Genomic DNA, 13,205 nt, shown 5'->3' on the forward strand with positions numbered 1-13,205 from the left:
ATAAAAACGCTTCATGCAGGCTCCCTCGCCCTGGTTTCCCTAACGCTCGGACGGGGCGGCGGCGCAGTCAATGGCGACGCTAGCACGCTTGTGTTGCAGTCGTGTCACGCTTTCCCGCAGAAACGTCTCATTTGATGCCACTGGGTTATGCCCCGGTGCACAGAAACTATGGCGCGGCGCAGCATTCTTGATACCTAATGCCCTCTCACCGCGCGGGAAACGCGGTTTCAGGGGGTAAGACAACATGATCGAAGCGAGGACTCTCAGGAGGATTCTTGTCTCGGGCGTTGCGTTCGCCACCATGGCGAGCGCCATGCCGGCCTGGGCGCAGAGCACCGACACCACGACGCAGGAAGCCGCAACGCCAACGGGCGCGGCTCCCACCACGGATTCCGACGAGAGCGGCAAGCCGAGCAAGGGTAACGAGATCATCGTCACCGGCTCGCGCATCAAGCAGGACCCGAACAATTCGGCGCTGCCGCTGCAGATCATCACCCAGCAGGAAATCACCCGCAACGGCATCAGCAGCCCCGAGCAGCTGATGATGTTCCTGACGACCAGCGGCAGCGGCGCGGACAATCTCGCTTCGAACTCCGACGTGGTCACCGGCGCGCAGCGCGGCACCAACGGCCTGTCGGCGGCGAACCTGCGCGGCCAGGGCGCCGGCGGCACGCTCGTGCTGCTCAACGGCCGCCGCGTCGCCGCGCACGGCCTTTCGGGCTCCGCGGTCGATGTCAACCAGATCCCGTTCGCGGCGATCGAGCGCGTCGAAGTCCTCAAGGACGGCGCCTCGGCGATCTACGGCACCGACGCTGTCGGCGGCGTGATCAACTTCATCACCAAGAAGGACTTCCAGGGCCTCAGCCTCAACGGCTTCACCGACACCACCGAACAGGGTGGCGGCAACATCTATCGCATCGGCGGCGTCGCGGGCTTTGGTGACCTCGACGAGGACGGCTTCAACGTGATGGGCGCCGTCGCCTATAGCTGGAACAAGATGCTGCGCGGTTCGGAGCGCAGCTTCGTCAACGGCAGCCAGCCCAATCGCGGCCTTTCGGTCGATACGCGCGGCACCCCGGTGGCGACGGCATTCAATATCGGCGCGAACACCCAGCCGGGCAGCATCACTGCCGGCGGCACGCTGCTCACCGGCCTGACGCTGACGCTGCCGAACGGCGCGAACGGCGCGTCGGGCGGCATCAACATCCTCGACCTGCCGGGCGGCGCGGGCTGTGACTCGATCGACGGCGGCATGGCCTATGACGAGCAGCTGTGGAACACGCCCAGCGCGCAATATGCCTGTTCGTGGGATACGGGCCGCGCCGCGGTGATCCAGCAGCCGATCCAGACGCTGACCTATTATACCAAGGCGACTTGGCGCATCTCGGGCGACCATATCGTCGCCTTCGAAGTGACCGGATCGGACGCGGACTCGGCCAAGAGCTTCTCGAACGCGCAGCTCACCGCGAACACCACCAACCTGCCGATCGCCTATCCGCGCAATGCGGCGACGCAGGCGCAGTATGACTCGGTGTTCAACGCGATCCGTTCGGCGTTCGACGTCCCGACCAACCCGAACCGCACCGCGCAGATCGCGGCGCTCAACGCGCGCTTCGGCCAGCCGATCTCCTATCGCTGGCGCTGCATCCCCTGCGGTCCGCGCGAGTACAAGACCAACACCAGCACCTTCCGCGCCGCGCTCGGCTTCGAAGGCCCGCTCTGGACCGGCTGGGACTATCGCGCGGGCGCATCCTATGCGCGCAGCGAAAGCTCGTCGGTGCTCGGCAGCGGCTATTATTATCGCGGCACCAACGCCAACGGCAGCTATGACGTCAACGCACCCGCGGTTGCCGGCGCCGGCCTGATCAACGGCCAGCAGGCGCGCGGCCTGGTCGGCGTGATGAACTCCGGCCTCATCAATCCGTTCAGCCTCACCCAGACCGCAGCCGGCCTTGCCGCGCTGGAATCGGTCTCGGCCTATGGCGCGACGCTCTATGGCGGCCGCTATGAAGTGAAGCAGGCCGATGCCTCGATCTCGGGCCCGCTCTTCCCGATCTGGGGTGGCGACGTCCAGCTCGCCGCGGGCGTCGATTATCGTCGCGAGACCTATGAGTTCAACGGCTCGGCGGCGGCTGCCGCGGCGGCGCCGGTGATCTTCCTGGCCGCGTTCGACAACGTCAACGCGCTCACCCCGAAGAAGCGCGACGTGAAGGCGGCCTATGCCGAATTGCTCGTGCCGCTGTTCAAGGGCTTCGAGCTGACGCTGGCCGGCCGCATCGACGATTACACCGGCTTCGGCAGCACCAAGAACCCGAAGATCGCGTTCAAGTACCGTCCGATCAACGAGCTGATGTTCCGCGGTTCGTACAACACCAGCTTCCGCGTCCCGACCTTCAACCAGATCTACAACGGCATCACCGAATCCCCCTATGCGGGTTCGGACATCGCCGATCCGGTGAAGTGCCCGGGCGGCGTGCCGACCAGCAACTTCGGCAGCGGCCTGCCCTGCGCGCAGATCCGCCCGAACATCTGGACGGGCGGCACGGCGGACCTGCGTCCGGAAACGGCCAAGCAGTTCAGCGCCGGCGTGGTCTTCCAGCCGATGAAGGACATGAGCCTGTCGGTCGACTTCTGGTCGATCGCGGTGGACAACACGATCCAGCTGCTGACGCTGCGCCAGCTGATCGACAATGCCGCACTGTTCTCCGATCGCTTCGTCCGCGACGCGAGCGGCACGGTGCAGGTGATCGACGACCGCTGGATCAACGCGGGTTCGCGCCGCACCCAGGGCCTGGAATTCACCTATCGCAGCGGCTTCGAGGCGCTGGGTGGCAAGTTCTCGACCGGCCTGGACGGCACGCTGCTGCTCAAGAAGCGCGAGAAGCTCACGCCCAGCTCGGCCTATGGCCCCAGCCTGATCGGCGTGTTCAGCTATGCCGGCGACCTGGGCATCAAGTGGAAGCACAACGCGTTCGTCAGCTGGTCGAACGACCAGTGGTCGATCTCGCTCAGCCAGATCTTCCGCCAGGGCTTCAAGAACGGCGCCCTTCCGGGCATCGCGGCGGGCACGGTCACGCGTCCGGACTATAATGTCCGCACCGACGACTACATCATCTACAACGCCTCGATCAGCTTCAACGGCCTGGCACCGGGCTATCGCCTGAGCCTGGGTGTGAAGAACATCTTCAACACCGATCCGCCCTTCACCATCACCTATGACGGCAACAGCGGCGCCGGCAGCTCGTGGGATCCGCGCGTCGCCGATCCGCGCGGCCGCGCCTACACCGTCTCGGCGCAGGTGCAGTTCTGATCCTCGATTGACCGAGGCACGCAGGGAAGGCCGGGGCAGTGATGCTCCGGCCTTTTCCTTTCCGGCCGGGTGGTGCAGGGACCGTCGGGTCGCCGGAATCAGGCCCCGGCTCGTCCCGTCGGATGCCATCGGGTTATGGCGCCGGGAACAGAAATTATGGCGCTGCGCAACATTCTTTGTACCTAATGTTCCCTCACCGCACGGGAGTTGCGGGTATCAGGGAATTGGCGACATGATCGAAGTAAAGGCGTTTAAGAAGCTACTTGCGGGCAGCTCGGCGATCGCGGCGATTGCAACTGCGATGCCGGCCTGGGCACAGACCGCGGCTCCGGAACCGCAGGCGACCACGGCGCAGACGGCACCTGCCGAAGAGGGCGAGATCCTCGTTACCGGCTCGCGCATCCGCCGCGACGGGTTCCAGGCTCCGACGCCGCTGACCGTGCTGACCCAGCAGGACATCCAGAACACCTCGCCGACCAACAACATCGCCGACTTCGTCAACCAGCTGCCGCAGCTCGCCGGCTCGACCAAGCCGGCCAATTCGCGCCTGAACCTGTCGAACGGCTCGGCGGGCATCAACGCGCTCAACATGCGCAACCTCGGCGAAGGCCGCGTCCTCGTCCTGCTCGATGGCCGCCGCTCGGTCGGTTCGACCATCTATGGCTGGGTCGACATCAACACGATCCCGCAGGCGCTGGTCGATCGCGTCGAGGTCGTCACCGGCGGCGCCTCCTCGGCCTATGGCTCGGATGCGGTCTCGGGCGTGGTCAACTTCGTCCTCAACAAGAAGCTCGAGGGGCTGAAGATCGAGGCCGATACCGGCATCACCACCTATGGCGACGGCGGCAATTACTCGGCGAGCATCGCGGGCGGCAAGTCGTTCGCCGGTGGCCGCGGCCACATCCTGCTCAGCGCCAATATCGATCATCAGGACGGCATCTTCGAGGTCGGTGACGATCGCGAATGGAACCACACCGGCTATGTCCGCGTGGAGAACCCCGCCTGGGTTTCGGGCAGCAGCACCTTCAATCGCTACTTCACCACCAAGCGCCAAGTCGGCGCGTCGAACTCGACCCCGGGCGGCCTGATCACCGGCTCGGCCGGCACCACCGCCAACGCGCTGCGCGGCCTGTATTTCGGCTATGGCGGGGCGGTGAACACCTTCGACTATGGCACGTTCACCTTCCCGGCCTTCACCCGCGCGGCCGGCTCCTCGGCGCCCAGCGTCACCCAGGGCGGGTCGTGGCAGGTCAATGATTCCGGCACGCGCATCGGCCTGATGCCGAAGGACGATCGCTGGGGCGTGTTCGGCCGGCTGAGCTACGAAGTGGCCGACGGCATCGAGCTGTTCGCCGAGGGCTCGTACAACAAGCAGAAGGTCTTCTTCAACGCGGGCCCGAACCTGTCGACCGGCATCACCTACAACACCACCGGCTGCACCACCGTGCCGGTTCCGGTGACCTGCAACGCCTTCGCGCTCCAGGCGCTCGGCGCGTCGCGGCTTGCCGGCGTCACCAGCGTGACGGTGGCGACCACCGCGGCCGACCTGCCGTTCCGCGCGATCGACAATGAGCGCAAGGTGCAGCGCTATGTCGTCGGCGCCAATGGCGACTTCGAAGCGTTCGGCAAGGCCGCGCACTGGGAAGTCTATGCCCAGTACGGCCGCTCCGACGTGCGCGAGCAGCTGCGCAACATCATGCACAATACGCGCATGGCCAATGCGACCGCCGCTGCCTTCGCGCCCGCAGGCAATGCCCGCGGCTATGCGACCGGCTCGATCCAGTGCCTGATCAACGTCGATACGAGCACCACCAACGACGATCCGAACTGCGTGCCGCTGAACCGCCTCGGCGTCGGCGTCGCTGATCCGGCGGCGATCAACTATGTGCTCGGCAACCCGTATCGCGACCAGGTGCTCGAGCAATATGTCGCCGGCACCAACTGGTCGGTCACGCCGTTCGCCACCTGGGCCGGGGACGTCAGCGTCTCGGTCGGCGGCGAAGTCCGCAAGGAGAAGATCCGCGGCAGCGTGCCGAAGGAATATCAGCCGGTCATCACCACCACCGGCACCACCAATGCGTGGTCGGTGGGCAACTACCTGCCCTTCACCGGCGAATACAGCGTGAAGGAAGCCTATCTCGAGACGGTGGTGCCGCTCGGCCTGGGGCTGGAGTTCAACGGCGCGGTCCGCGCGACCGACTATTCCAACGCCGGCTATGTCACCACCTGGAAGCTGGGTGCGACCTGGGCGCCGATCCCGGACATCCGCTTCCGCGTGACCCGCTCGCGTGACATCCGCGCGCCCAACCTCAACGAGCTTTACCAGGCCGGCACCGCCAACAGCGATTCCGTCCGCAATCCGAAGTACACGGCGGACGGCCTGAACGGCCCGCAGACCTTCGGCTATTCGGGCCTGGTCACCGGCAATCCGAACCTGCGTCCGGAAATCGCCAATTCGTGGAATATCGGCGCGGTCGTCTCGCCGCGCTTCCTGCCGGGCTTCACCGCCTCGGCGGACTATTTCCGCATCGATCTCGAAGGGGCGATCGACTCGATCAGCGCCCAGGAGATCATGAACCGCTGCGCCGAGGGCCTTGCCGACTATTGCGCCGCGATCAGCGACGATCCGGTCCGCTCGACGCCGACGGCGCCGTACAAGCTGATCCGCAGCCAGCCGTTCAACTTCGTGCGCAAGCTGGTGCGCGGCATCGATTTCGACATGGCCTATCGCATCCCGGTCGGCTCGGACGCCTTCACCCTCAAGGGTGTCGCGACGCGCTATATCGAGAACCTGTCCGACACCGGCATCGCCGGCCAGGTGGCGGTGAACACCGTCGGCGCGAATGGCGGCCAGGCGAGCACGCCGACCTGGATCTTCCGCGGCAGCGCGACCTATGAGACCGAGACCTTCTCGGTCACCGTCACCGGCCGCGGCGTCAGCGCCGGCAAATACTCGGCCACCGGCATCGAGTGCACCACCAGCTGCCCGGTCACGACGACGACCTCGACCTACCAGACCTATGACAACAACCAGGTCTCGGGCCTGTTCTACGTCGACCTCAACCTGAGCCAGACGGTGAACTTCGGGGACAACAAGGCCCAGTTCTTCATCAACGTGACCAACCTGTTCAACCGCTGGCCGCTGCTGGTGCCGGAAACCGGCCTCGCCGCGAACAGCACCTATTCGGACATGCTCGGGCGCCAGTTCCGCGCGGGCATCCGCATCAGCCTGAAGTAACGCCCATGCCGGCTCCCTCTCTCGTGAAGGAGCCGGCATGATCGCCGCAGCGCTCCTGCTGGCGGCATCGGACCCGGTCGCCGCGGTCCGGATCACTTTCGACACGCATGGGGAAACTTCGGTCAGCCTGAAAGGGCTGGCCGACCTTTCCTCGTCGCGGCCCGTCACCGCCGATGATCCGGTGCGGATCGCCTCCATCTCCAAGCTTGTGGTCGCCATCGGTGTGATGCGGCTGGTCGAGCAGGGCAGGCTCGATCTCGACGCCGACGTCTCGCGCTGGCTCGGCTGGAAGCTGCGCAACCCGGCCTTCGCGGACAAGCCGATCACGCTGCGCCTGCTGCTCTCGCACCGCTCCAGCCTGACCGACCGGGTGGACTATGTCCTGCCGCTCGATGCCGATATGCGCGCGGTGCTGCAGGACCCCAGGGCCTGGGACGACAAGCACGCCCCCGGCAGCTGGTGGGCCTATACCAACTTCAATTTCCCGGTCGTCGCCGCGGTGATGGAGCGCGCTACCGGTGAGCGTTTCGATCGGCTGATGGATCGCCTCGTCCTCCGCCCGATGAAGCTCGATGCCTGTTACAACTGGGCGAGTTGCAAGCGGGAGACGGCTGCCCGGGCGATAGTCCAGTATCGCGAGCGCAAGCCGACCAAGGACGACAACCAGGGTGCCGCGCCCGCCTGTCCGGTCACCCCGGCAAGGGATGGCAGCTGCGACCTCGCCGTCTGGCGCCCCGGTGCGAACGGTGCGGTCTTCGCGCCGCAGGGTGGGCTGCGCATCTCGGCGCGCGGGCTCGCCCGGATCGGCCGCATGTTCCTGAACAACGGCACGCTCGACGGCACCCGCATCCTGCGCGCGCGCTCGGTCCGCACGCTGGAGACGCCGCTCTGGACCTATGACGGCCACAACGGCGACGTCGGCGGCGACATCTCCGTCGCGGTGCCTACCGGCGGTGCGACCTGTTCCTATGGCCTGGCGGTGATGTTCACGACGACCGGGGCGCCCGGCTGCCGCGATGACCCGGTCGGCGATGGCGTCAGGCGCTTCGGCCATTCGGGCGATGCCTATGGCCTCAAGTCCGGGCTGTGGGTCGATCGCGCGGCGGGCAAGGGCGTGGTTTATTTCGCCACCGATGTTCCGGATGTGCCGGGGAAACGATCGGCCTATACGCCGACGGAGGAATCGCTCGCCCGCCCGGAGTAGCAACTTGCGCCACGACGCCAATCTCACCGCCGACCGCCCCACCTTCGTCACCCATCTCGAATGCTCGATGACCGGCGAGCGCTATGAGGCCGACCAGCTTCACGGCCTGTCGCGTGTCGACCGGCCGCTGCTGGTGCGCTATGACCTGGAAGGCGCGAAGGCGGCGCTGCCGCGCGACGAACTCGCCCGCCGCCCGGCGGACCTGTGGAAATATCGCGAGCTGCTGCCGGTTCGCGCTACCCGGAACATCGTCAGCCTGGGCGAGATCGCCACGCCGATCATTCCGCTCGACAAGCTCGCCGCCGAAGCCGGGGCGAAGCACCTCTGGGTCAAGGACGAGGGGCGGCTGCCCACCGGCTCGTTCAAGGCGCGCGGCCTGGTCATGGCGATCGCCATGGCCAAGGAACTGGGCGTGAAGACGATCGCGATGCCGACCAACGGCAATGCCGGCGCCGCCGCCGCTGCCTATGCCAGCCGGGTGGGGATCGAATCCGTGATCTTCTGCCCGGCCGACACCCCCGAAGTGAATGTCCGCGAGATCGCGGCGCAGGGCGCGCGGGTGTACCGCGTGAATGGCTATATCGACGATTGCGGCAAGCTGGTCGGGCAGGGGGCGAAGGAGCGCGGCTGGTTCGACCTGTCGACGCTCAAGGAGCCGTACCGGATCGAAGGCAAGAAGACGATGGGGCTCGAGCTTGCCGAGCAGCTCGACTGGGAGCTGCCCGATGTGATCTTCTATCCCACCGGCGGCGGCACCGGCCTGATCGGCATGTGGAAGGCGTTCGCCGAGATGGAGGCGCTCGGCTGGATCGGCAGCAAGCGCCCGCGGATGATCGCGGTCCAGGCCGAGGGTTGTGCCCCGATGGTCCGCGCCTTCGAGGCCGGCGAGCGCCATGCGACGCGCTGGCAGGACGCGCGCACGATCGCGATGGGCATCCGCGTGCCCCAGGCGGTTGGCGACTTCCTGATCCTCGACGCGGTGCGCGAGAGCGGCGGCGTGGCGATGGCGGTCAGCGACGAAGCCATTGCCCAGGCGGTGGAGGATGCCGCGCGCAAGGATGGGCTGCTGCTCTGCCCCGAAGGCGGCGCGACGCTGGCGGCGTGGCGCAAGGCACTGGCGGAGGGGCTGGTGTCGGCTGACGAGAAGGTGGTGCTGTTCAACTGCGCCACCGGGCTGAAATACCCGCTCGCCGACCAGTCGAAGACGCTCGACAAGGATGGGGCGATCGACTTCGCGGCGCTCTAACCTTTAACCGTCATCCCCGCCTTCGCGGGGATGACGGATAGAATTAGCGAGCGTGGGTAGCCAAGCTTCGGAACGTCACAGACCACCGGCTGGCGTCCATCGGCGCGATGCTGTGTTCCCAGCCGTGCCGGGCTTCGCCGAACAGATGATAGCCGCCGCGCGGTTCCAGCGGGATCTCCGCGCGGTCGAACCTGCCGTCGGCCCGTCGCCGACGCAGCCGGAGTACCGCAGGCGCGCCCAGCGATATCCCGACGACATGCTCGAACACCGGCCGGTCGCGATGCCAGCCGATCCCGGCGCCGGGATCGTAGCGGGTCACCAGCGCCTGGACGAGGGTATCCGCCGCAAGCCCGGCAGCTTCGGCCGCCCTTGCGCGTGCCGGCAGCAGCCAGTCGGGCAGGGGCTCCGCCTCTGAAAGACTTGCGTCGGTGAAGTCGTAGCGCCAGCCGAAACTGTGCGTCAGTCGCTTGCCCAGCCATTGCCGAAATCGGAACGGCTCCAGTGCCGAGCCATTGATCCGACGAATCAGATCAGCTTCTTCCTCGGCGCTGACGATATTCTTCGCCTGTTCGATTCCCGGTGGCAGCGGATTCCTGAAAAGCTCGGGAAACAGTGTGGACACCTCCCGGATATGGGAAGTGCGACTAGCAACTTCCAGACATGAAGATCTTCACATTTATATGGAATTCCTATGTCTTTCCCGCGAGATAGCGGTTGCAACCTGGGGCTAGCCTCCCTAGCTGTCCGCACCGTGAAAAACGAAATGATCGCAGTTGTTGATCGCGCCTCCTCGTTCTTGAAGGCGCTATCGGGTCGAAGCCGTTTTCTGCTGCTCTGCCATCTCCTGGATGGCGAGAAGTCGGTAGGTGAGCTCGCACGTCTTACCGAGGCGCGCGATACCGCCGTATCGCAGCAGCTGGCACTCCTGCGACGCGAGGGCATGGTTGCCGCGCGTCGTGACGGGCAGATGATCTTCTATTCGCTGGCCAGCGACGAAGTCCGCCAGATGTTCGAGGCGATGTACGGCCTGTTCTACCGCACCGAAGCGGATCAGCCGCGCGAAGCCGTTCCGGCATAAAGCCGTTCGACATCCTCCCTGCGGGCCAGCTCGGTCGCGGGAGTCATCAGCGTCGCGGCTCCGGCGGCGATGCCATAGTGTAAAGCGTCCTCGATCCCCTTGCCCTGCGATGCGGCAAGGGTGATCGCCGCCACCATCGAGTCCCCGGCACCCACGGTGCCCTTGGCCTCGACCGGGATGGCCGGCACCCGCAATTCCACGCCTTCGCCGGCCAGCAGCGCCCCGCGTTCGGCGAGCGACACCACCACGACTTCAGCAAAGCCGCGCTTCCGCAGTTCGCGTGCCGCCGCCATCTCGTCTTCCTCGCCGTGGATCTCGCGGCCAAGCAGGTCGGCGACTTCGCGCAGGCTCGGCTTGATCAGCCAGGCACCGGCGCCTTCACAGGCGGCAAGGGCAGGACCGGAGGTATCGATCACCAGCTTCACGCCGGCCTCTGCGCAGCGCGAACCGATCCGCGCGAGGATCGCAGGATCGCAGCCCGGCGGCAGGCTGCCGCTCACCACGATATGGCTGACGTCCTTCACCCCGAACAACGCGTCGAGCAGCGCCGCCTGTTCGTCGGCGCTCAGCTCGGGGCCCGGCAGCACGAAGCGATACTGGTCACCCGGCCGGCCTTCATCGACGGTGAAGCTCTCCCGGGTCGCGCCCTTGATGGGCACGGGCAGGATCGGGACCCGTTGTTCCTCGAGCAGCTGGACGATCGTCGCGCCCGCCGGTCCGCCGCTCGGGAACACCGCGACCGCATCGCCGCCCAGATGCGTGATGACCCGCGCGACATTGATCCCGCCACCGCCCGGATCGAAGCGGGGCGGGGAGCAGCGCAGCTTGTGGCCGGGGCGGACTTTCTCGGTACAGGTGGTGAGGTCGAGCGCCGGGTTGAGCGTCAGCGTCGCAATGGTCACGGATCAGTGGGTCCGGTCCAGCGCGGCGCGCGCGGCGGCGACGATCGTCTCCTGCGGACGGTTCACCCGGATGCGGTGCCAGTGGATCTCGCCCACCGAGCGGCGCGATTGTTCGCGCACCACCATCTCGGTCGCATCCGAAGCGTCGTTTTCGCGCGCATTCACCCGGGCGATCCGGTCGCGCTCTGGCGCTTCCAGCCAGATGCCGGTGAAGGCAGCGCGGTAGCGATCGGCCAGCGCCTCCACCACGTCGCGCTCGCTGCGCGCCATGAACACCGCGTCGAGGATCACGCTGTTGCCGCAGGCAAGGTGATCGTCGGCGGATTCGAACAGCGCCTCATAGGTCTCGTCGTCATTATGCCGGGTATAATGCCTGGGCGGCAGCCGGGTTTCCGGGCTCACGCCCGCGAGGCGCTTGCGGAACACGTCCGACCGCAGGACGCGCGCGCCGGGCAGGCGGCCGATCCGGCTGCCGAGCAGTCGCGCCAGCGTCGACTTGCCGGTGCCCGATAGCCCGCCGATCACCACCAGCCGCGGCCTGGCCGGGGCGAGCAGGCTGTCGGCCAGCTCGGCATCACCGTCCAGGCTGGCGCGCAACGAGAGATAGAGCGGCAGCAGCGCCCAGCCGGTCGCGCCCTGCGGCGCGACGTCGAGATAGCGGTTGGCCAGCGTGTTCGCCTCGCCGGCCATGCCCGCGCGCATCACGTCGAGCACGGGGCGGGCAAGGTCGTGGAGCACGTCCAGCGGCTCGCCCATCACCGCGCGGATGCGGCCGGCGGCGATGCGACGGCCGATCGAGTCGGTCTGGGCGGCAAGCTCGGTACGCTGGGCGTCGGTGGTCGCGCTCAGCGCCAGCGTCTTGCGGAAGGCGCCGCCGTCACCCTTGGGCGCGGCGAGGTGCGCTGCGGCGATCCGGTCGGCAAGGGCGTGCAGCTGGGCCGTGTCGAGTTCGCCGCCCAGCAGCGCCTCGAAATCCGGGTCCTGGCTCACTGCCAGCGCCGCCATATCCCACCCCTTTCTCGTCCGTCGAATCAGCCCCTAGCACGAGTTTCCTGAACGATCTTGGACAAGATCGACCTATCGCGCCGCGGCACCCGCAAAGGCATCCCGGATCACCCCATGGAGTGCCTTTGGCTGGTACTGGTCATTATAGGGCGTGGCGCGCTGTAATGTCTTGTCCTTGCGCGGCTTGAACCCGTTGAGCCAGGTGAAGCGATCGCACATGCCCCAGGCGAGCACGTCGCGGAGCTGCGGGTAGGAGAACATGATCTCCAGATACGCTGCGGCATAGTTGGCGACGATCCCGTCGCGCAGCTTGGCGTCGGTCGCCAGCAGGTGGTCGTCCACGTCGAACTCGGTGACGGCCAGCTTGTAGCCCATCTGGGTGGCGCTATCGAGGAAGGTGCGCCACGGCTTCTCCTGCCGGCTCACCAGCGCGCCCACCGTGCCGTCGCCGGTCAGGCCGATATGCGATTGCACGCCCAGCGTGTCGCAGGGGATCCCCCTCTTCCGGAAGCCTTCCAGCAGCTTGAGCACGCCGTAGCGGTGCCCCTCATTGCCCGGCTCCCAGCTCATGTAATCATTGTAGACCAGCTCGACGCCCGGGGCGTGCTCGCGGGCGGTGTGATAGGCGAAGTCGAGCATCGCCTCGGTCCCGCCGAACGCCTTGGAGAGCGACGAGGTGCGCAGCGCGCCGGTGCCTTCCTCCACCGTCTCGTTGACCACGTCGAAGCTGACGATGCGGTTGCCGTAGAGCTTGCACAAGGTGCGGATGTGCTGGCCGAGGATCTTCTCGGCTTCCTTCACCGGGCTGGCGCCGAAGTCATGCTCGTTCAGCCATTTCGGGAAGTACTGCGTCTTGTGCCACAGCAGCGTGTGGCCGCGCATCGCCATGCCGTTGGCCTCGGCATAGTCGAGCATGTCGGAGAAATGATCGAGGTTGAAGGTCTTGGCGTCGGGCCGGATCGCCTGCCACTTGAACTCGTTCTCGGGCACCAGGATGCCGCAGTCGCGCTTGAGCAGCTCGGCATATTTCGGATTGGCGAAGGATCCGCGATCCGCCCCTGGAGGTCCCCAGGCGAAGCAGGAGCCGAAGCGCATGCCCTTGGTCTTCGCGACCGCATTGATCCCCTCCACCGCCTGCGCGAGGGCAGGGAAGGGCAGGATGGCGAGCGCCGCCCCGGCGCCCAGCAGTCCACGACGCGTAATGTCAGTCATCAGCAAGCCT

9 protein-coding genes are annotated in these 13,205 nt (G+C 66.6%); 5 read left to right on the top strand and 4 right to left on the bottom strand.

Going from position 1 to position 13,205, the window contains the following annotated elements; genetic code table 11:
* Positions 1–244: 244 nt before the first annotated feature.
* The 4 genes from AC1RJ5_RS20080 (at position 245) to AC1RJ5_RS20095 (ending at position 8,998) form a co-directional block, all read left to right on the top strand.
* The gene (locus tag AC1RJ5_RS20080) at positions 245–3,310 is read left to right on the top strand and encodes a TonB-dependent receptor domain-containing protein (RefSeq protein ID WP_493115332.1); all 3,066 of its coding nucleotides are present in this window, start codon (positions 245–247) and stop codon (positions 3,308–3,310) included.
* A 232-nt stretch (positions 3,311–3,542) separates the two neighbouring features.
* The gene (locus AC1RJ5_RS20085; protein WP_493115334.1) at positions 3,543–6,548 is read left to right on the top strand and encodes a TonB-dependent receptor plug domain-containing protein; all 3,006 of its coding nucleotides are present in this window, start codon (positions 3,543–3,545) and stop codon (positions 6,546–6,548) included.
* A gap of 37 nt (positions 6,549–6,585) precedes the next feature.
* Positions 6,586–7,752 carry a serine hydrolase domain-containing protein gene (locus AC1RJ5_RS20090; RefSeq protein WP_493115336.1) on the top strand — a complete coding sequence of 389 codons (1,167 nt, stop codon included), beginning with the start codon at positions 6,586–6,588 and terminating at the stop codon, positions 7,750–7,752.
* 4 nt (positions 7,753–7,756) lie between these two features.
* Positions 7,757–8,998 carry a threonine synthase gene (locus tag AC1RJ5_RS20095; protein WP_493115338.1) on the top strand — a complete coding sequence of 414 codons (1,242 nt, stop codon included), beginning with the start codon at positions 7,757–7,759 and terminating at the stop codon, positions 8,996–8,998.
* 43 nt (positions 8,999–9,041) lie between these two features.
* On the opposite strand, the gene AC1RJ5_RS20100 is transcribed toward AC1RJ5_RS20095, so the two are convergent.
* Complete coding sequence (locus tag AC1RJ5_RS20100) at positions 9,042–9,620, bottom strand: alpha-ketoglutarate-dependent dioxygenase AlkB (protein WP_493115340.1); 579 nt, start codon at positions 9,618–9,620, stop codon at positions 9,042–9,044.
* Positions 9,621–9,749: 129 nt separating this feature from the next.
* On the opposite strand from AC1RJ5_RS20100, the gene AC1RJ5_RS20105 reads away from it, so the two are divergent.
* Entirely contained in the window at positions 9,750–10,076 is a 327-nt protein-coding gene (locus tag AC1RJ5_RS20105) for an ArsR/SmtB family transcription factor (RefSeq protein ID WP_269576184.1), read from the top strand.
* Here the strand turns inward: AC1RJ5_RS20105 and AC1RJ5_RS20110 are convergent.
* The 3 genes from AC1RJ5_RS20110 to AC1RJ5_RS20120 form a co-directional block, all read right to left on the bottom strand.
* Positions 10,049–10,978, bottom strand: coding sequence for a 1-phosphofructokinase family hexose kinase (locus AC1RJ5_RS20110; protein ID WP_269576183.1), 930 nt, complete (start codon positions 10,976–10,978; stop codon positions 10,049–10,051). The two genes, AC1RJ5_RS20105 and AC1RJ5_RS20110, sit on opposite strands and share 28 nt — an antisense overlap.
* A gap of 3 nt (positions 10,979–10,981) precedes the next feature.
* On the bottom strand, positions 10,982–11,983 hold the full coding sequence (locus AC1RJ5_RS20115) for a P-loop nucleotide/nucleoside kinase family protein (RefSeq protein WP_493115343.1): 1,002 nt from the start codon (positions 11,981–11,983) through the stop codon (positions 10,982–10,984).
* 72 nt (positions 11,984–12,055) lie between these two features.
* Positions 12,056–13,195 (bottom strand): endo-1,4-beta-xylanase, encoded by a 1,140-nt coding sequence (locus tag AC1RJ5_RS20120; protein ID WP_493115345.1) that lies wholly within the window; start codon positions 13,193–13,195, stop codon positions 12,056–12,058.
* Positions 13,196–13,205: the final 10 nt, after the last annotated feature.

The organism is Sphingomonas sp. GW822-FHT03G08 (genome assembly GCF_058801135.1).